An 18915-nucleotide genomic window follows, 5' to 3' on the forward strand; every position below is an offset into this window, starting at 1 on the left:
ATGAAAACAAGCCAACTGAAAACGCGCTGGGCAATCAGCGCCCTGTTTACAGCGGTCTTCGCTCTTTCTGGCTGTGCCACAGTCATGGAAGCTACATCTGACGGCCCGATTCAACAGGACCCCGGCAAGCGCAGCTTTGGTACTTATATCGATGATCAGAAAATCGAGACAGTCACCAAGGTAAATATCAATAAGGCGCACCCCGACCTGAAGGCGGCCAATATCAATGTCAACGTGTTTAACGGTGTTGTGCTGCTAACCGGGCAGGTCACCGACAATGATCTGCGCCTGCTCGCAGGTCGCACTGCCCAAAACGTGTTGAATGTGCGCCAGGTGTACAACGAAATTCAGGTGCGTGGCAATGTCACCCTGCTGGCGAGCAGCAGTGATGCCTGGTTGAGCACGAAAGTACGTACGACCCTGATGGCCAACAAAGAGATCGACAGCGGTCGAATCAATGTGGTGACGGAAAATGGTGTGGTCTACCTGATGGGCCTGCTGACCCGCGGAGAGGCAGAGCGTGCAGCGGATGCCACGCGCAGCATCGGCGGAGTTCAGAAAGTGGTCAAGGCTGTCGAGTACATCGACTGAAGCTGACATCGCCCTTTCTCATGGCATAAAAAAACGGAGGCATTGCCTCCGTTTTTTATTCAGCAGTTGCCACAGCTGGGCATCGGCACTACGCCAGTTCCAGCGCCACCGCGGTAGCCTCGCCGCCACCAATACACAGGCTGGCCACGCCTTTTTTCAGGCCGCGACGCTGCAAGGCGCCGAGCAGGGTAACGATAATCCGGGCTCCGCTGGCGCCCAGCGGATGCCCCAACGCGCAGGCCCCACCATTGACGTTGACCTTCTCGTGCGGCAGACCCAGCTCGCGCATCGCTGCCATCGTGACCACCGCGAACGCCTCATTGATCTCGAACAGATCTACATCGTCCACGCTCCAGCCGGTACGCTCGAGCAGCTTCTGCATCGCGCCTACCGGGGCCGTAGTAAACCACTCCGGCTCATGCGCGAACTGGGTCTGCCCGCGCAAAAACGCCAACGGCTCGAGACCGCGGGCCTTCGCTTCACTTTCGCGCATCAGAACCAGCGCCGCCGCGCCATCAGAGATGGAGCTGGCGTTGGCCGCGGTAACGGTACCGTCTTTGCGAAAAGCGGGTTTGAGCTGGGGAATCTTGTCAGGGCGCGCACTGCCGGGCCCTTCGTCGGTATCCACCACCTGATCACCGCGACGGCTCGAGATAGTGACCGGGGCAATCTCACGGGCAAAAGCGCCCTCCTCAATGGCCTTGCTGGCACGCGCCAGTGATTCCAGGGCAAAGTTATCCTGCTCTTCGCGGGTGAAGGCGTACTTGTCGGCCGTGCATTCAGCGAAGTTGCCCATCAGCTGGCCGTCGTAGGCATTTTCCAGGCCATCAGTGAACATATGGTCGAGGGTCTTGCCGTGTCCCAGACGCATGCCACTGCGGGCTTTTGGCAGCATATACGGTGCGTTGCTCATGCTCTCCATACCGCCGGCGACCACCACATCGACGTCGCCCGCAAGGAGCGCATCCCTCGCCATCATCATGGTCTTCATACCTGACCCGCAGACCTTATTGACGGTCGCGGTCGGCGTACCCAAGGGCACCCCTGCGCCAATCGCAGCCTGTCTTGCCGGCGCCTGGCCAACACCGGCGGGCAATACGCACCCCATCAGCACTTCATTGACATCCTCAGCGGAAACACCGGCGTCTTCCAGTGCTGCACGAATCGCCACCGCGCCCAGGTCCGGAGCAGGCATAGACGAAAGTGCTCCCTGCATCGCCCCCATTGGGGTACGGGCCATACCAACAATCACCACTGGATCTTTCACATCGCTCATTCTCGGTGCTCCACTATCAGTTACCTGGCTACCTCGGGTGGGGGCCAGTACAAATTTGGGGCTCATTATAATAATCCTCCGGCGGCAACTTCCATCCCCCCTTGGTCGTGGGAATGCGGAGCGATATTCCGGTGATAATTTTTATTTGATGATGACGTGCTACTATCCAAGGCATGGAAATCAACAATAAGCATCGGAACAGGAGTATCGAATGGAAGTCTCCAGCATCATTTGGCTGATCGCCATTGCCGCAGCGTTGTTCTACGTCGTAGGCATCTACAACAAGCTCGTCTCTCTGAAGAATCGCTATGAGAACGCGTTTGCACAAATTGAGGTACAACTAAAACGCCGTTACGACCTGATCCCCAATCTGGTGGAAACTGCCCGAGGCTACCTGAAACATGAACGGGAAACTCTGGAGTCCGTCATTTCAGCACGTAATTCGGCACTCAGTGGACTGCGCAATGCCGCGGCGAATCCGGGAAATGCGGGTGCCATTGAAGATTTGGGCAAGGCCGAGGGACTGCTGAGCAGCGCGCTGGGTCGCCTCAATGTCGTCATGGAGGCTTATCCGGATCTGAAAGCCAACCAGAATATGATGCAGCTGACCGAAGAGCTGACCAGCACAGAAAACAAGGTGGCCTTTGCCCGCCAGGCGTTCAATGACTCGGTGATGGCGTACAACATTTACAAGCAGAGCTTCCCGCCGGTCTTCTTTGCCGGGTTCTTTGGTCACCGGGACCACGGCAAGCTGCTCGAATTCGCAGATTCCGAAATTATCCAGTCTGCGCCTCGCGTAGAGTTTTAAATGAACTTTTTCGAGTATCAGGACAAGGCCCGCCGAAACAGTGCGGCGCTGGTAGGACTCTTCGCTTTCGCCATCTGCCTGCTCGTTATCGTCACTGTGCTGCTGGCCGGATTGTTGACGGCCTACTCGTCAGGACAGCCCTTTGACGTTGCCGCCATTGGCACACTGCTGGGCTGGGACACCATCGCCACGATCGCCGGCGCCATCGTCGGTACGATCGCGCTGGGCAGCCTTTACAAGCTCAACCAGCTGTCTGCAGGCGGCCGTGTCGTCGCCGAGTCTCTCGGTGGGCGCAAAATCAACCTGTCACCCCAGAGTGCCGCAGAAGAACGCGCTCTCAACGTGGTGGAGGAAATGGCAATTGCCTCGGGTACGCCGGTACCCGATGTGTATCTGATCGAAGACGACGCCATCAATGCTTTTGCCGCAGGCTACCACTCCAGCGATGCCGTTGTCGGGCTGACTCGCGGCGCGGTCGAGCACCTGACGCGCGACGAGCTGCAAGGGGTTGTCGCACATGAGTTCAGCCATATATTCAACGGCGACATGCGCCTCAATATCCGCATTGTCGGCCTCCTCCATGGCATCCTGATTATCGGCATGATCGGCTACTGGCTGCTGCGCGGCAGCCAGTTCAGCAGTGGACGAGATAACCGCGGCAGGGCCGCTCTGCTCGGCATCGGCGGCGGGCTGATGGTATTGGGCTATACCGGTACATTTTTTGGCAACCTGATCAAGTCTGCCGTTAGCCGTCAACGGGAGTATCTGGCGGATGCCTCGGCCGTGCAGTTCACCCGTGATCAATCCGGGATCGCCGGGGCACTCAAGAAGATCGGCGGCCACGCCTACGGCTCCTCGTTTCATGCGCCCCAGGCATCCGAATTCAGCCACATGTACTTCGCTAGCGGCCTGCGCAAGTCATTCACCAATCTGTTTGCCACACATCCACCACTCGATCAGCGCATCCGCCGACTGGATCCGGATTGGAACGGCTATTTCCCCACCCCCGAGCGCCTGTCCACAGCGCAGCCCGGCATGGCGCACGCTGCCGCAGAGCAGGTCATAGGTATCGTTGGCGGCTCTACCCTGGACGATGTGATAGCGCACGTGGACAACAGTATCGCCAGTCCAGACAGGAAACACATCGCTTGTGGACGCAAGCTACTGACCGCCGTACCCGCCCCCCTGAGGGAGGCCGCGCACGATCCGTTTTCTGCCCGCGCAATCGTCTATAGCCTGCTGCTCGATGCCAGCAAAAGCCAGCGACTCGCACAACGTGAGCTCCTCCAGGCGAATGCCCACCCGGGTGTCATTCGAGAGATGACGAGACTTGAACCTCATTTCGCGGGGATGCCACGAGCGGCACGACTGGCACTCATCGATCTTTGTGTGCCCGCGCTGAAATCCCTGGCGACACAGCAATATCAGGTGTTCAAACGCAACCTCATCAAACTGCTGCGCTGTAGTGGCACAGTGGAGATCTGGGAATGGTCTTTGTATCGGGTTCTCATGCACGCGCTGGAGCCCCGGGACCACCGCCAGGTCAATGCTTACCGCAAGAGCGCGCGAGATAGTGCGATTGCCTTATTGTTGGCCGCCATGGCCTATGCCGGCAACCGGGAATATCTGGCAGCGAATCAAGCGTTTGAAGCCGGTCTGGCAAAAGCCAATCTAGGCAAAGTCCCCCTACCCTCGCAGACTGAAGTCACCCTGCCGAGGATGGACAAGGCGACAGCCGTCGCCGCGTCCCTGCAGCCTCTACAGAAACCCGCGCTGCTGAAGGCGATGGCAGCAACCATGGCACATGATGGCGTCATCGAGGCAGAGGAGCTTGAGCTCCTGCGTGCAATCGCTGACTGCCTCGACTGCCCGATGCCACCAATTCCATCGGGCACTGCTGCCAGTGGCACCAGCGTCGGGGAGCCGGAGGCTGACGCCGTGACCGGCTGATGGCGACAGAAAGCCACACGCGCGATACAAAAAAGGCCGGCTATTTAGCCGGCCTTTTTTGTATCGCAAAACGGGTTTGCGTTATTAACTCTGGTATACCGGCCCTATGCCCATACTCCAGAGAATCACCGAACCAATCCTGACGGTCACCAATAACACGAGACCAACGGTCACCACCGATACGGCGTACATAAAAGCGCGCTCTTTGTTCATATTCATCAGGATCGGAATCCCTTCGAACACGAGATAAATCGAGTAACACGCCGCCAGCATCGTCACTGCCGCGTTCAACCAGAGATTCGGATACAGCCCGATAAAGCCCACCAGGAAAATTGGCGTGGTGACAAAAACTGCCAGCGCGGTCCCTTCGTAATGGCGCGTGTCGTCATCCCCTTCGACCTTGTAGGTCTTCGCCATCCAGTTGATAAATTCACCGAATAAATAGACGCCAATAAGTAGTGATACGTAGGTGACGACTGCCAGTGCGCCGGCACTGGTGGGGGTCAATTTGGCTACATTATCGCCGACTGCGAAGCCCACTCGCGTGACACCAAAATACAGGCTCAGCGTGGGGATCAGCGCCAGAAACGGCACGTGGCTGAGAAACACCTGAGCGAAAGAGTGTTTGTCAGCACGGATGGCTTCCCACTCCTTGTCAGGGTTAGTCAGGATTCCGAGGGTATGACTCAAAATTCGCACGCGATATCTCCCTTCACTGTACTGCTAGCAGTATCGGGGGCAACGCGCTCAATAACCAATGCCAAACCGAAATAAGACGCCAAATTTTGCGTCTAAATTGATCTTAGCCCGCGCTGACGACGCGATTTCGCCCTGCACGCTTGGCCTGGTACAACGCTTTGTCTGCCGCTGCGAGCACTCCCGGCGCATTCTTACGGGCGGATGAGCGCTGCGCGATACCCACGCTGACGGTGACCCCGACAGACTGCTTGCGCTTGCCTGCACCGCGCAACGCCCTGCCGGATCGCTGCGTGTCGCGCAGCGTCAGTGGTCCGGAGGCGATGTCGCGGCGCAAGCGCTCCATCGCCTCGGGCAAACGGTCCGCTCTGCGCCCACTCGCGACCACGACAAATTCTTCTCCGCCGTATCGAAAAGCCCGCGCGCCGGCACTAACCGCAACACGATGAATTCTGGCCGCCACCATGCGCAGCGCCTGGTCGCCCACAGGATGCCCATACCGGTCGTTGAGCCGTTTGAAGTGATCGATGTCGACAACCGCCATCGAAAATCGCCTTCCGAGTGTCAGCAAATGTCGACTGTATGCCCGCCTGGAAGGGATCCCCGTCAACTCATCAATAAACGCGAGATCGTAAGCCGCGCTTAACCCGAGCATAAATAGCAACCCACCCAGGATATTCGCGGTCAGTAGCGCAGACAGGTGGCCAAAAGCAAACCCCAGCAGCAGTACGCAACAGCCCAACAAGCCAGCACTGATGACATCACTGCGACTCCACGCAATATGCGCAGACCACAAAACGCCCAGCCCCATGAGCAGCTCGTCCAGCCGAACGGACCAATCTTCAGTCAGGCTCAGCGATCCAAGCGGAGGTAAGTTCACATACACCGCAGGCCCAGCCCAATGCTGCTCTCCCCAAGCCAGCAGCCCGAAAGCACCGCATATGAACAGCACAGTCAATGCGCCAGCTCCGGTGAACAGACTTCGATCAGCCGTGGTATTGACGGCGGCAATCATCACCAGCGCGAGCGCGCTACCAAATGACTGATACCACTCGAGGTTGGGTGGAGAAAGATAGGTCAGCAATCCAAAACCTGCTGCCACTGCCACCGCGGTCAGGGCAATACGACTGGCTTTGAAGTACAGCCCAAGGCACAGTGCGGCCAACAATGACAGCGCCGCGAAACTGTCACTACCGGGAAAAGGCGCGCGGACCAACCCCAGGCTCATCTCAGCCGCGATCAAACAGGCCAGCAACGGCAGCAAAAAATTTCTCAACCAGGGGGGAATTGCGCGCATACCGGGGAGTGCTTGCAACTAGGCGCAATCGGCCAGAAAGGAACAACAGGAGACAACACTCCCCGGACAGGGCGTCACGCGCACGCCCGGGGAGAGGTCACTATTTAACGACACGTAGCGAGGGTTTTTTCGCAGATTTCTTACCGAGACTGATCGGCGGAGTGGGGTCTGGTGGCTCGGGAGTTTCCTCTGCCTCAAAAACCATTCCCTGACCATTTTCACGCGCATAAATACCCACAACGGCGCCAACAGGAACCTGGATATCCGTCGGCACGCCACCGAAGCGGGCGTTGAAGCGGATGGCATAGTTATCCATCTGCAATCCCACAACGGCTGACTCAGAAATATTCAGCACGATCTGGCCATCTTCATTGACATGCTGCTGGGGCACCAGCACACCCGGCAAATGAGTATCCACCAGAATATAGGGCGTGCAGCGATTGTCGCTGATCCACTCGTAGAACGCCCTTAACAGGTAGGGGCGACTGGAAGTCATGGCCGGCTTAGTCAACGGTCACCTCAACGCATTTCGCGTTCGTACTCGGTCAAACTCTGCTGGAAGGCTTCGCGAGTAAACAGGCGATCCATGTAATCCAGCAGCGGCTTGGCTTGTTTGGTTTTCGGCAGGCTGATCTCGAACTGCTCCAAGCGCCACAACAACGGCGCCATACAGCAATCTACCAGCGAGAACTCTTCGTTAAAGAAGTAAGGCAAATCCGTAAACATTGGCGCAATGCCGACGAAACTGTCACGCAGATCCTTGCGTGCTGCCGCCACGTCTTTACCGCCTGCAAGAATCTTGTCGACCAGCGGACACCAGTCGCGCTCGATACGATGCATGATCTGGCGGCTCTGCGCGCGAGCTACCGGGTACACCGGCAGAAGCGGCGGATGCGGGAAACGCTCATCCAGATACTCCATCATGACCTTGGTTTCAAACAGCACCAGATCACGGTCCACCAGAGTTGGCAGGGAATTGTAGGGGTTGAGGTCGGCAAGCTCCGCGGGCTTGTCATCCGGGTCGACGTCAATGATTTCTACGGAAACACCTTTCTCCGCCAGTACGATCCGCACACGGTGACTCAGGTGACTACGACCATCGGAGAAGAAGGTCATTGAGGAGCGCTTGTTCGTCGGCACACCCATGTGAAACTACCTCAAACTAGTTGCCAGCATTGCGCCAGCCATCAATTCAGAAAAAGTAATGGGCGGCAGAGAAACCCCACCGCCCATCTCGATATTGCCCGAAGGGCGCGGTCACCTGAGGCGACCAAACCCTCGATCAGTGATGAATATCTTTCCAGTATTCGCGGTTCAGCAACCACGCGAACAGGAAGAACACCACAATAAAGGCGAGAACATAGAAGCCCAGACGCTTGCGCTCCAGAGCCATTGGCTCTGCGATATATTCCATGAAGTTGACCAGGTCAAAGACCGCCTGATCGAACTCGGCTTCGTTCATCGAACCTTTAACGTCACCAACCTGCAGGCTGCCACAGTCGGCATCCATAATCGGGTTGCCCAGCTCATCACGTACCACCTGTCCGTGCTCACGCTTCGGACCGGGCGCACATTCTGGCAGCCCCTGCAGCTCCATCAATACGTGCGGCATGCCGACGTTCGGGAACACTTTGTTGTTGACGCCTACCGGACGGGAATCGTCACGGTAAAAGCTGCGCAGGTAAGTGTAGAGCCATTCTGGGGAACGGGAGCGCGCAACCAGGGTCAGATCGGGCGGCGCTGCGCCAAACCAAACCTTGGAATCGTCCGGGCGCATGGAAATTTCCATCAGATTGCCGATTTTGGCGTCGCCCAATACCAGGTGCTCGGTCATCAGCTCTGGCGGAATCTCCAGATCAGTCGCGACTCGCTCCCAACGGGAGAAGTTCGCACTGTGACAACCCATGCAATAGTTGACGAAGTACTTGGCGCCGCGTTGCAGGGAAGCCTTGTCTTCCAGGTCGATGTTGATGTGATCGAGCTCAACATCAACTTCGGCACCGACCGCCTTGATCGGCAGGAAGGTCAGCAGACCGACAACCACCAGACCACCAAACAGGAATCCAAACGTCTTACCACCGGACGGGCTGGTGACACGCTCGGGTACCGGATACACAGTGTCACGGCTGGTCAGCCACGGCACAGCGGCGAAGAACGCGGCAAATACCAGGCTCATGATGCCTACTGCGGTACTGGCAGACCAATTTTCAACCGCCATCCACAGGAACAGTACGCCAAACACGGCACTGACGATCCAGGACAGCAGGCCTTTACGCTCTTGCGGATTGGTCCAGATCGGCATGGTGAAGAAGTAAGCGAAGTAGAACAGCGTGCCTACCTGCGCCAGGAAGTTGCGTGCAGGGGTCGGGGACTTCACACCCAGGTAACCCAGGATGATGAACATCGCTGCAAACACCATCAACAGAGCCTTGGGCATCCAACCTTTGTAGCGAATGGAACGCACCGGACTCTTGTCCAGCCACGGCAGCACAAACAGAATCGCAATCGCGGCACCCATCGCCACCAGACCAAGGAATTTCGCGGTCAGCGGACCGATATCCATGGTGACCGCACGCAGGATCGCGTAGAACGGCGTGAAGTACCAGACCGGCGCAATATGCGGCGGGGTCTTCAGCGGGTTCGCCTCTTCAAAGTTGGCGTACTCCAGGAAGAATCCACCCATTTCCGGGAAGAAGAACACCACGACACAGAAGATAAACAGGAACACCGCGATGCCGACCAGATCGTGCACGGTGTAGTACGGGTGGAAGGGCACACCGTCACGCGGGATACCATTCTCGTCCTTGTTCTTCTTGATCTCGATGCCGTCGGGGTTGTTAGAGCCCACTTCGTGCAGCGCAAGAATGTGCAGGACAACAAGCAATACCAGCACCAGCGGCAAAGCAATGACGTGCAGGGAGAAGAAGCGCGTCAGGGTAATGCCCGAGATCAGGTAGTCACCACGAATCCACTGTACCAGGTCCTCGCCGACCACCGGGATCGCACCGAACAGGGATACAATCACCTGGGCACCCCAGTAGGACATCTGGCCCCATGGCAGTACATAGCCCATAAAGGCCTCAGCCATCAGCACCAGGTAGATACACATACCGAAGATCCACACCAGCTCACGCGGCGGCTTGTAGGAGCCATACATCAGGCCACGGAACATGTGCAGGTAGACCACCACGAAGAAAGCGGAGGCGCCGGTGGAATGCAGGTAGCGAATCAGCCAGCCCATCTCGACGTCGCGCATGATGTACTCGACGGAGGCGAATGCGGCCTCAGCGGACGGGGTGTAGCTCATGACCAGCCAGATACCGGTCAGCAGCTGGTTAACCAGCACGATCATCGACAGCACGCCGAAGAAGTACCAGAGGTTAAAGTTCTTGGGCGCGTAATACTTGCCCATGTGGGTATCCCAGGCGCGATAGATCGGCAGGCGATGATCGACCCAGTCCCCCAATGCTGTCAGCCACTTCATGCTCTGCCCTCCTGGTCAACACCGATCACGATCACATCGTCACTCTCATAGGAGTAAGGCGGGACCTCGAGGTTCAGGGGAGCGGGAACGCCCTGGAACACGCGTCCAGCCAGGTCAAACTTGGAACCATGGCAGGGGCAGAAGAAGCCACCCAGCCAGTCCGCACCACCCAGGTCAGTGGCACCGACCTCCGGACGATACATCGGCGCACAACCCAGGTGCGTACAAAGTCCGACCAGGACCAGCAACTGCGGCTTGATCGCGCGATTCTGCGGGTTTACGTAATCGGGCTGGGATGACTCCTCGGAGTTGGGGTCGCGCAGCATTGGCGCCGTCTTCTCGAGGTTTTGCAGCACTTCTTCCGTGCGACGCACAACGTACACCGGCTTGCCACGCCACTCTACGGTGACCATCTGGCCCGGTTCCAGCTTGCCCACGTTGTACTTGACCGGAGCACCGGCGGCCTTGGCCTTGGCACTCGGATTCCAGGATTTTACAAAAGGTACGGCAACACCGACTGCCCCGGCACCACCTACCACAGTCGTGGCGGCAGTGAGGAAGCGGCGGCGACCTACGTTTACACCGTCATCACTCATGACGTTTTTCTCCCATCACAGCGAGGTACTCGCTGGCCCAAACCCAAAAAAGCTGTTTGCTACGGGCTATTAATCAAATCCAGCACGACGGCTTGGCCGGCCGGATTAACCCCAAAAATCAAGCGGATACAAATCCGCGCAATGTTAAAGAAAATGCCATTTTGATACAAGGCGGTCACAGGCCCTATCCGGGGGTGTACCGCGGGAATACCACGCAAAACGGCGACAAAGTAACCAGAAGTGGCGAATAGGGGCAGCGGCGAGCCACAGGGCCAGCGCAAACTGCAGAAAGAAAAAACCCGGCCTGAAGCCGGGTTTGGAAAAGATTAACGCTTGGAGAACTGCGGCTTCTTACGCGCTTTGCGCAGACCGACTTTCTTCCGCTCCACCGCACGGGCGTCGCGAGTAACGTAACCTTCAGCACGCAGCGGCTGGCGCAGCGCTTCGTCATACTGCATCAGGGCGCGGGTCAGGCCGTGACGGATCGCACCCGCCTGACCAAACGAACCACCACCTTTAACAGTGACATTGATGTCGAATTTCTCGACCAGGTCGACCTTCTCCAGCGGCTGGCGCACGATCATGCGAGCAACCTGGCGACCGAAGTATTCGTCCAGAGAACGACCGTTTACAGTGATCTTGCCTTCGCCCGGCACGAGGAATACTCGAGCGGTGGAGGTCTTACGACGGCCTGTTCCGTAATATTGTGTAGTTGCCATGAGAATGCTTCCCCTTAGATCGACAGTTCAATCGGCTGCTGCGCCGCATGAGGATGTTCGCTGCCGCTGTATACCTTCAGCTTCTTGAACATTGCACGACCCAGCGGACCTTTGGGCAGCATGCCCTTGACCGCGCTCTGGATAGTGCGCTCTGGAGCTTTCTCAATCAGCTTTTCAAAGCTGATGGACTTCAGACCACCAGGGTAGCCAGAGTGGCTGTGGTAGATCTTGTCCTTGGCCTTATTGCCGGTCACGCGGACCTTCTCAGCATTGATTACGATGATGTAATCGCCAGTGTCCACGTGGGGCGTGTATTCAGGCTTGTGCTTGCCGCGCAGACGGGTAGCGATCTCGGCGGAAATCCGTCCGAGAGTCTTGTCCGCAGCGTCGACAATGTACCAGTCGCGGGTTACCGCTTCTGGCTTGGCACTGTATGTCTTCATGTTATAAACACCTGTTTGAGGCCCCCGGAATTAGGAGCCGTCCCACGAAAAGAGCGCGAATACTACATAAGCGCTGGTGGCATTTCAAGGATTATCTGGACAGTTTTTAACCTCACCCAATAACCCCAAAATCCACGCTCTGCGCGCCCTCCATGCTGGGCCTGGTCACACTACTCGGGCCGGTGCGGTCGCGCCAGATACTCCCTCGACTGCATCTCCAGAAGGCGACTCACAGTACGCTGAAACTCAAAATGCAGTCTTGCACCATTATAGAGGTCCTCTGCGGGGGCCTCCGCGGAGATAACCAGCTTGACGCAACGGTCATAGAATTCGTCTACCAGATTGATAAAGCGACGCGCCTGGTTATCCATCCGACCATCAAAACAGGGCACATCCGCCAGCAACACGGTGTGGTACTCGCGCGCCAGCTCGATATAGTCGTTCTGCGACCGGGGGCCATCACAAAGCTCGGCAAAGCTGAACCAGGCAACGTCATCTGCCTCTTTGAGGGCTGTGATCGTTCGACCCTCGATATCCAGCGCCACCTGCTCATGGATCTCGCAGCCTTCCACCATCAAACTGCGGAAACTGCGCTCCAGGCTCGCATTCGCCTCGGCATCCAATGGACTGTGATACAGCTCGGCAGATTCGAGCGCACGCAACCGATAGTCAGTCCCCCCATCGACGTTGAGCACCTTGGTATGCTTTTTCAGCAGATCGATGGCCGGCAGGAAGCGGGCGCGCTGCAAACCATCCCGATAGAGCCCATCTGGCTGGATATTAGACGTCGCTACCAGGGTGACCCCCCGGCGAAACAGGCCATCGAGCAGATTGGCCAGGATCATGGCATCAGTGATATCGGAGACAAAAAACTCGTCAAAACACAGGACCCGCGCGCGTTTGGCAACCCGCGCAGCCACCTCTTCCAGCGGGTTCTTCTCTCCCGCCAGCGATTTCAGCTGCCGATGCACGTCACGCATAAAGCGATGAAAGTGCGTCCGCTGCTTCTCAGGAAAAGGCAGCGACTCATAAAACGCATCCATCAGGTAGGTCTTGCCGCGCCCTACCCCACCCCAGAAATACAAGCCACACTCCGGGGCCGGCGTGCCACCGAACCAGCGTCGCACGCGCTCGCCTAACCCGACCCGTTCATCGGCCTGCTGCAGACGCAGATAGAGGTCGTGCAGCTCTTCCACCGCGGCCGCCTGCGCGGAATCGGCAACAAAATCGGGACGCTGCAGGTCTCGCTGATAGCGCTCCCTGGGCGACAGGGGGTGTTTGGACGAAAGAGACATACTCAATTAGAGGAGAACTCAATTTGGGGTAAAGGTGACAAGGGGCGCCACTTTACCAAATATCGCCAGAAGGCGCAGCGTGACTGGCTCGCCACTTTTCTACCGCTGGCCGCGGAATCGCGTATACTGGACCCCTTCGATCGTGGCTGCGACCACAGACAAGTTGAGGAGATAGTTGTTTTGCACTCTACATCGGTACTGATTCTGGTAGGCCTCGCCGGCCTGGCTGTAGGCGCCCTCCTGGCATTCATCGCCAGCCGCTCTCGAACTGGCGAAGATCGCACAGAAGAACTCGAGCAGCGCCTGCATGAAGCGAATGACAAGCTCGAAGATTTTCAGCAGCAGGTCAATCAGCACTTTGACCAGACTTCACAGCTCGTTCACAACCTGACGGAGAGCTATAAAGAGGTTCACGAGTACCTGTCGAACAGCGCAATCCGGCTATCCAGCCACGACATTGGCCGGCAAATGCTGGAGGCCGGCAGCAACCAACTGGGCAAGAGCGAACCCAACCTGAAACCGGTAGAGCCTCCCCGGGATTGGGCGCCCAAAGAGCCAGGAGCCAAAGGTACCCTGGCGGAAGATTTCGGTCTCGACAAAGAAACCGCGGAAAAACCGGAAGGCACTGCCGGCCGCTAGAGCTACCCCATCCCCAAATAAAAAAGGACAGGAAAATCCTGCCCTTTTTTTTATGGTGTTAGCGCGCTTCGAATCGGGCCACCCGAATGCCAAAACGCGCCGTCACCCACTGCCTTTTGCTTACAGAGACTGATAGTAATCCATCAGGATCTGAGCCACTTCAGGACGAGAGAACTCCGGAGGCGGCGCAATACCATCTCCCAGCATTTCGCGCACCTTGGTACCGGACAGCAGGATAAAGTCCTCTTTGCTGTGATCCGGCACGTCGCGCATCATGACCACCTTGTTCAGCTTCTTCGAGTAGGCGGTGTGGTCCGCACGGAAGATTTCAATCTCCAGCGCACCTTCCGGCACTTTGTCGTCGAAGATAGTCTGCGCGTCGAACGCACCGTAGTAGTCACCAACGCCAGCGTGATCACGCCCAACGATCAGGTGGCTGCAGCCACAGTTCTGGCGGAATACCGCGTGCAACACGGCTTCGCGCGGCCCGGCATACAACATGTCAAAACCATAGCCGGTCACCATCACGGTGTTGGCCGGGAAGTACAGCTCTACCATTTTGCGAATCGCCGCATCGCGCACCGGTGCGGGGATATCTCCCGGCTTCAGCTGACCCAGCAACATGTGGATCAGAACACCATCCGCATCCACGCCGTCGAGCGCCATCTTGCACAGTTCTTCGTGAGCACGGTGCATAGGGTTGCGGGTCTGGAACGCAACAACCTTGTTCCAACCGCGCTCGGTGAATTCGTTACGAATTTCTACCGCTGTACGGAAGGTATCGGGGAAATCTGTCTGGAAGTAGCTGAAGTTGAGTACTTCAATCGGGCCGGAGATCAACTTGCGTCCGGAGGACTTGAAGGTAGCCACACCCGGGTGCTTTTCATCCAGGGTGCCGTAGACCTGCTCCACTACCGCATTGACCTGCTCGTCGGAAATCGTCTCGATGGCCTCGATATCCATAATGGCCAGGACGGGGTTGCCCTCGACATTGGGATCACGCAGGGCAATTCGGCTGGCGCCCTCAATCGCACTGGTATCTTCCACCATATTGACCACCGGAACCGGCCAGAACAGGCCATCCGCAGTACGCAGGCTATCTGCGACACTCAGCACGTCCGCCAGATTCATGTAACCGTGCAGCGGGTTGAAGTAGCCCGCTCCCAGCATCACGGCGTTCGCCGCGGCGGCAGAACTGACCACAATCGACGGAAGAGTCTCCGCCTCATGCATCAGCGCGTGATGCCTCTCACTGTCATATACGAAACGGGGCTGTAATTCGACACTGCCATGTGGACGCACTAGCGACATAGAACTCTCCATTTGAATGATCAAAACGCGGGGAAGAAAATTTTGAGCGGAACATTATACGTGCCAGACCTACATTCCCAAAATGCGGTAAGGGGTGGACTTTAGCGGGAACCATGCCTTTGGCCGTATACTGTGGGGAAATAAGGAGGCGAGTGTGTCCCTGAACCGAATATTCCATGATTGGGTGGCCCCGGCGCTGGTCGGACTCGTGGTTGCCGCCCTGCTGCTTTTTGCCCTGCCACAGCTGCGAGACGGCGAGGCCCCAGCGCCCTACTCCGGTGGACCGGCCTCATACGCCGAGGCGGTCAACCTGGCAGGACCTGCCGTAGTAAACATTTATACCCGCACCGCAGTTCCACAACGGCGCAACCCTCTCTTTAATGATCCGACTTTTCGTCGGCTGCTGGAAAGTATGAATCTGCCGCAGCCGCAAAAAGAGAGAATGGAGTCCAACCTCGGTTCCGGCGTGATCGTCAATAGCGACGGCTACATTTTGACCAACCACCATGTCATTGATCAGGCCCGCGCAATCACCGTGCTGCTCGCTGACGGGCGCGAAGCCCAGGCACAAATTGTTGGTACAGACCCGAGTTTCGATCTGGCCGTACTGAAAATTGAATTGTCCGAGCTCACCGCCATTGAAGTCGGCGAACCAGAGCTCGCCAGAGTGGGCGACGTCGTCCTGGCGATTGGCAATCCCTTTGGGGTCGGTCAGACAGTGACTCAAGGGATTATCAGCGCCACCGGCCGCTACCTGCACAACGCGGGCGTCGGCAGTGCACTGCAGAACTTTCTGCAGACAGACGCAGCCATCAACCCAGGGAACTCCGGTGGTGCATTGGTTGATGCACGCGGAAGGTTACTGGGCATCAATACCACTGTGGTCAACCAAAGCGGTTATTCCGGGGGAATCAGCTTCGCCATCCCCTCCAACATTGCCCTGAAGATCATGCAGGATCTGATCGAATATGGGCGAGTGGTGCCTGGATGGCTGGGCATTGAATCGGATCCCAATGTCGCCAGAGCGTTTGGACTGTCTTCTTCGCAAGGCGTGCCGGTGACCGGCATCTACAAAGACGGCCCGGCACATCAGGCGGGACTGCGACCTGGCGATATCATTACCCATATCGATGGGCAGCCGATCACTGACGGGCGGCGGGGAGAGGCCACGATGGCAACACTCCGCCCCGGAGATCGCGTTTCGATCACCTACTTGCGCAACGGTGAACAAAGCACGGTGACAGCGACAGCGTCAGAACCTCCCAAGGAACAACATCAGACCTGAGCCCGCTATCACCAGCATGACTAGAACAACAAGCAACCATTGAGGCATCCATCATGAGGCAACTCCTCATTGCATTGATAGCAGTTTTTTCACTGCAGGCCACCGCAGAAGATCATGAAGGTATGGACTTCCAGCAACTGCGCGTTTTGATCGAGCAGTTTCTGGCGGGCGCCGACCAACGCGCACAACACGAGCGGATCTGGGCAGAAGATCTGATTTATACCAGCTCAGCGGGCAAGCGCTTCGGCAAGGCGGACATTCTTTCCGGCATGCCCGCCACTCCGCAAGAGCCCAGCAGCGTGCGCTACAGTGCCGAACAAATGGACATTCGCCTGTTCGACGGTACTGCAGTCGCCGCTTTTATGCTGGTCGCGAAGAGTGATGATGAGAATGTGCAGGATATGCGTTTTTTCAATACCGGCACTTTTGTCAAACGGGACGGGGAGTGGCGAGCGGTCGCCTGGCAGGCGACACGCATCCCTGCAGAAGACTAAGCGTCTTCCAGCACAGTCACCGGGTCAGGACTTGACCCGGTATTCTGCCGAGCGTGCGTGGGCATCAAGCCCTTCACCTCGAGCCAGAACACTGGCGATTTTTCCCAGGGCACTCGCGCCAGTGGCAGAACAATGAATGATGGAGCTGCGCTTCTGGAAATCATACACCCCTAACGGAGAAGAGAAACGCGCAGTACCACTGGTCGGCAACACATGGTTCGGTCCCGCACAGTAATCGCCGAGGGCTTCCGCGGTATATCGCCCCATGAAAATGGCACCGGCATGGCGCACCTCTGACAGGTATTGCTCGGGATCCTCAACAGACAGCTCGAGATGTTCCGGCGCGATGCGATTCGACACCGCGATGGCCTGCTCAATGGAATCCACTTTCACAACAGCACCGCGGTCCGCCAGCGAGATGGCGGCAATATCACGCCGCGGCAATTCAGCCAGTAGCCGGTCAAGCGCGTCAACCACAGCGTCGATAAAAGCCGCGTCGGGACACAACAAGATCGACTGAGCCTGCTCATCATGCTCAGCCTGCGACAACAGATCCATGGCAACCCAATCCGGATCTGTACCACCATCACAAATCACCAGGATCTCAGACGGCCCGGCAATCATGTCGATGGCAACCCTGCCAAACACCGCCCGCTTGGCTGCAGCGACATAAATGTTTCCGGGACCCACAATCTTGTCGACCCTGGCAATGGTCTCCGTTCCGTAGGCGAGCGCTGCCACGGCTTGCGCACCACCAACCGTAAACACCTGGTCAACCCCGGCAATGGCCGCAGCCGCGAGCACCAGATCATTCAGTTCTCCGTCCGGTGCGGGCACCACCATAGAGACAACATCCACACCGGCAACCCTGGCCGGAATGGCATTCATCAGCACTGACGACGGGTAACTGGCTTTCCCACCGGGCACATAGATTCCGACACGCTCCATCGGCGAGACCTTTTGCCCGAGCACAGTGCCGTCTTGCTCCGTGTACTGCCAGGAATCCTGCAGTTGATGCTCGTGATAGATTTTCACCCGATCAGCAGCCGCTTCGAGCGCCGCACGCTCTGCCGCTGGTATTCGCTCCAGCGCGGCATGGAGTTCCGCTGCCTGCAGGACAAAATCGCTTGCCTGCCGCAAATTGCGCCGATCAAAACGGTTGGTGTATTCGATGACCGCGGCGTCCCCATTACTGCGGACTGCGCTGAGAATTTCATCCACGGTCTGCTCAACCCCCGAGTCAGCCACAGCTTCCCAGGCTAGCAGCTCCTCGAGCTGGCGATCAAAGTCCGGACCGGAGGCATCCAGCCGGCGCACAGTTTCCTTACTCATCAGACCCATTCACACTCTCAGTCACCGGCCACCGCAGTGGCAAGACGCTCGATCAACGCGTTGATCGGCGTATATTTCATTTTCATGGAGGCCTTGTTGACGATTAACCGGCTGCTGATATCGGCGATCTCTTCACGCGCCTCAAGGCCGTTCGCCAACAACGTATTGCCCGTATCCACAATATCGACAATTTCATCGGCAAGCTCCATCAGCGGGGCCAGCTCCATCGCACCATACAACTTGATGATATCCACCTGACGCCCCTTGGCGGCGTAGTGACGACGGGCACTTTCTACGAACTTGGTCGCCACCCGGATGCGTCCCGGGGGCAATTCGGCCCCTTTGATACCGGCAGTCATGAGTCGACAGCGTGCGATACCGAGATCGAGCGGTTCATACAAGCCGTCTGTGCGATGCTCCAGCAGGTTGTCCTTGCCGGCCACGCCCAGATCTGCCGCACCATGCTGCACATAAGTCGGCACATCGGAACCACGTAAAATCAGCAGGCGCACATCCTTCTGATTGGTTTCGAAGATCAACTTGCGGCTTTTGGAGATATCTTCGCGAGGCTCGAGCCCTGCCGCTGCCAGCAACGGCAAGGTTTCCTTGAGAATCCGCCCCTTGGTCAACGCAATCGTTATCTGCATTGTGTTCGCTTTATTTTCCTGAGTGTCAGTCTACTAGCGGGGATGCACCTAT

General features: G+C 57.4%; 19 protein-coding genes. 6 read left to right on the plus strand and 13 right to left on the minus strand.

Translation table 11 applies throughout. The features are described 5' to 3' along the window. Window positions 1–591 (plus strand): BON domain-containing protein, encoded by a 591-nt coding sequence (locus ACXAD0_RS16300; RefSeq protein ID WP_475089701.1) that lies wholly within the window; start codon window positions 1–3, stop codon window positions 589–591. 88 nt (window positions 592–679) lie between these two features. On the opposite strand, the gene ACXAD0_RS16305 is transcribed toward ACXAD0_RS16300, so the two are convergent. Further along, the gene (locus tag ACXAD0_RS16305) at window positions 680–1858 is read right to left on the minus strand and encodes an acetyl-CoA C-acyltransferase (protein WP_475090411.1); all 1179 of its coding nucleotides are present in this window, start codon (window positions 1856–1858) and stop codon (window positions 680–682) included. 220 nt (window positions 1859–2078) lie between these two features. Here ACXAD0_RS16305 and ACXAD0_RS16310 point away from each other — a divergent pair, with 220 nt between their 5' ends. Continuing rightward, complete coding sequence (locus ACXAD0_RS16310) at window positions 2079–2675, plus strand: LemA family protein (protein WP_475089702.1); 597 nt, start codon at window positions 2079–2081, stop codon at window positions 2673–2675. Beyond that, on the plus strand, window positions 2676–4625 hold the full coding sequence (locus ACXAD0_RS16315) for a M48 family metallopeptidase (protein WP_475089703.1): 1950 nt from the start codon (window positions 2676–2678) through the stop codon (window positions 4623–4625). It abuts the gene before it with no gap. An 84-nt stretch (window positions 4626–4709) separates the two neighbouring features. Here the strand turns inward: ACXAD0_RS16315 and ACXAD0_RS16320 are convergent, their stop codons facing one another. The 9 genes from ACXAD0_RS16320 to zapE form a co-directional block, all read right to left on the minus strand. Beyond that, window positions 4710–5324 (minus strand): Yip1 family protein, encoded by a 615-nt coding sequence (locus ACXAD0_RS16320; protein WP_475089704.1) that lies wholly within the window; start codon window positions 5322–5324, stop codon window positions 4710–4712. A gap of 103 nt (window positions 5325–5427) precedes the next feature. Next, window positions 5428–6618, minus strand: a complete 1191-nt coding sequence (locus ACXAD0_RS16325) for a GGDEF domain-containing protein (protein WP_475089705.1) — start codon at window positions 6616–6618, stop codon at window positions 5428–5430. A 100-nt stretch (window positions 6619–6718) separates the two neighbouring features. Further along, the gene (locus tag ACXAD0_RS16330; protein WP_475089706.1) at window positions 6719–7114 is read right to left on the minus strand and encodes a ClpXP protease specificity-enhancing factor; all 396 of its coding nucleotides are present in this window, start codon (window positions 7112–7114) and stop codon (window positions 6719–6721) included. A gap of 23 nt (window positions 7115–7137) precedes the next feature. Next, window positions 7138–7764 (minus strand): glutathione S-transferase N-terminal domain-containing protein, encoded by a 627-nt coding sequence (locus ACXAD0_RS16335; RefSeq protein WP_475089708.1) that lies wholly within the window; start codon window positions 7762–7764, stop codon window positions 7138–7140. Window positions 7765–7900: 136 nt separating this feature from the next. Further along, a complete protein-coding gene (locus ACXAD0_RS16340) occupies window positions 7901–10102 on the minus strand; it encodes a ubiquinol-cytochrome c reductase (RefSeq protein WP_475089709.1) in 2202 nt (733 codons plus the stop codon). Further along, window positions 10099–10698, minus strand: coding sequence for a ubiquinol-cytochrome c reductase iron-sulfur subunit (petA, locus tag ACXAD0_RS16345; RefSeq protein ID WP_475089710.1), 600 nt, complete (start codon window positions 10696–10698; stop codon window positions 10099–10101). The genes ACXAD0_RS16340 and petA overlap by 4 nt, the downstream gene beginning before the upstream one ends. Window positions 10699–11024: 326 nt before the next feature. Next, window positions 11025–11417, minus strand: a complete 393-nt coding sequence (gene rpsI / locus ACXAD0_RS16350) for a 30S ribosomal protein S9 (RefSeq protein WP_475089711.1) — start codon at window positions 11415–11417, stop codon at window positions 11025–11027. A gap of 14 nt (window positions 11418–11431) precedes the next feature. Continuing rightward, window positions 11432–11860 (minus strand): 50S ribosomal protein L13, encoded by a 429-nt coding sequence (gene rplM / locus ACXAD0_RS16355; RefSeq protein ID WP_475089712.1) that lies wholly within the window; start codon window positions 11858–11860, stop codon window positions 11432–11434. 170 nt (window positions 11861–12030) lie between these two features. Then, window positions 12031–13155, minus strand: a complete 1125-nt coding sequence (gene zapE / locus ACXAD0_RS16360) for a cell division protein ZapE (RefSeq protein WP_475090412.1) — start codon at window positions 13153–13155, stop codon at window positions 12031–12033. A 180-nt stretch (window positions 13156–13335) separates the two neighbouring features. On the opposite strand from zapE, the gene ACXAD0_RS16365 reads away from it, so the two are divergent. Further along, complete coding sequence (locus tag ACXAD0_RS16365) at window positions 13336–13794, plus strand: Z-ring associated ZapG family protein (protein ID WP_475089713.1); 459 nt, start codon at window positions 13336–13338, stop codon at window positions 13792–13794. 120 nt (window positions 13795–13914) lie between these two features. On the opposite strand, the gene sat is transcribed toward ACXAD0_RS16365, so the two are convergent. Next, window positions 13915–15105, minus strand: a complete 1191-nt coding sequence (sat, locus tag ACXAD0_RS16370) for a sulfate adenylyltransferase (protein WP_475089714.1) — start codon at window positions 15103–15105, stop codon at window positions 13915–13917. 154 nt (window positions 15106–15259) lie between these two features. On the opposite strand from sat, the gene ACXAD0_RS16375 reads away from it, so the two are divergent. Both ACXAD0_RS16375 and ACXAD0_RS16380 read left to right on the plus strand, forming a co-directional pair. Further along, window positions 15260–16390 (plus strand): S1C family serine protease, encoded by a 1131-nt coding sequence (locus ACXAD0_RS16375; RefSeq protein ID WP_475089715.1) that lies wholly within the window; start codon window positions 15260–15262, stop codon window positions 16388–16390. Window positions 16391–16443: 53 nt separating this feature from the next. Further along, entirely contained in the window at window positions 16444–16884 is a 441-nt protein-coding gene (locus ACXAD0_RS16380; RefSeq protein ID WP_475089716.1) for a nuclear transport factor 2 family protein, read from the plus strand. 24 nt (window positions 16885–16908) lie between these two features. On the opposite strand, the gene hisD is transcribed toward ACXAD0_RS16380, so the two are convergent. Both hisD and hisG read right to left on the minus strand, forming a co-directional pair. Beyond that, entirely contained in the window at window positions 16909–18216 is a 1308-nt protein-coding gene (gene hisD, locus ACXAD0_RS16385; protein ID WP_475089717.1) for a histidinol dehydrogenase, read from the minus strand. Between the two features lie 17 nt (window positions 18217–18233). Further along, entirely contained in the window at window positions 18234–18863 is a 630-nt protein-coding gene (gene hisG, locus ACXAD0_RS16390) for an ATP phosphoribosyltransferase (protein ID WP_475089718.1), read from the minus strand. Window positions 18864–18915: the final 52 nt, after the last annotated feature.

This window comes from Microbulbifer sp. ABF4_148, from assembly GCF_056158985.1.

Excerpts from the sequence above, each read along its gene's own strand:
- ACXAD0_RS16300 (WP_475089701.1), top strand. The coding sequence starts at position 1 with ATGAAAACAAGCCAACTGAAAACGCGCTGGGCAATCAGCGCCCTGTTT.
- ACXAD0_RS16310 (WP_475089702.1), top strand. The coding sequence starts at position 2,079 with ATGGAAGTCTCCAGCATCATTTGGCTGATCGCCATTGCCGCAGCGTTG.
- ACXAD0_RS16315 (WP_475089703.1), top strand. The coding sequence starts at position 2,676 with ATGAACTTTTTCGAGTATCAGGACAAGGCCCGCCGAAACAGTGCGGCG.
- ACXAD0_RS16325 (WP_475089705.1), bottom strand. The coding sequence starts at position 6,618 with ATGCGCGCAATTCCCCCCTGGTTGAGAAATTTTTTGCTGCCGTTGCTG.
- ACXAD0_RS16330 (WP_475089706.1), bottom strand. The coding sequence starts at position 7,114 with ATGACTTCCAGTCGCCCCTACCTGTTAAGGGCGTTCTACGAGTGGATC.
- ACXAD0_RS16335 (WP_475089708.1), bottom strand. The coding sequence starts at position 7,764 with ATGGGTGTGCCGACGAACAAGCGCTCCTCAATGACCTTCTTCTCCGAT.
- ACXAD0_RS16340 (WP_475089709.1), bottom strand. The coding sequence starts at position 10,102 with ATGAAGTGGCTGACAGCATTGGGGGACTGGGTCGATCATCGCCTGCCG.
- petA (WP_475089710.1), bottom strand. The coding sequence starts at position 10,698 with ATGAGTGATGACGGTGTAAACGTAGGTCGCCGCCGCTTCCTCACTGCC.
- rpsI (WP_475089711.1), bottom strand. The coding sequence starts at position 11,417 with ATGGCAACTACACAATATTACGGAACAGGCCGTCGTAAGACCTCCACC.
- rplM (WP_475089712.1), bottom strand. The coding sequence starts at position 11,860 with ATGAAGACATACAGTGCCAAGCCAGAAGCGGTAACCCGCGACTGGTAC.
- zapE (WP_475090412.1), bottom strand. The coding sequence starts at position 13,155 with ATGTCTCTTTCGTCCAAACACCCCCTGTCGCCCAGGGAGCGCTATCAG.
- sat (WP_475089714.1), bottom strand. The coding sequence starts at position 15,105 with ATGTCGCTAGTGCGTCCACATGGCAGTGTCGAATTACAGCCCCGTTTC.
- ACXAD0_RS16380 (WP_475089716.1), top strand. The coding sequence starts at position 16,444 with ATGAGGCAACTCCTCATTGCATTGATAGCAGTTTTTTCACTGCAGGCC.
- hisD (WP_475089717.1), bottom strand. The coding sequence starts at position 18,216 with ATGAGTAAGGAAACTGTGCGCCGGCTGGATGCCTCCGGTCCGGACTTT.
- hisG (WP_475089718.1), bottom strand. The coding sequence starts at position 18,863 with ATGCAGATAACGATTGCGTTGACCAAGGGGCGGATTCTCAAGGAAACC.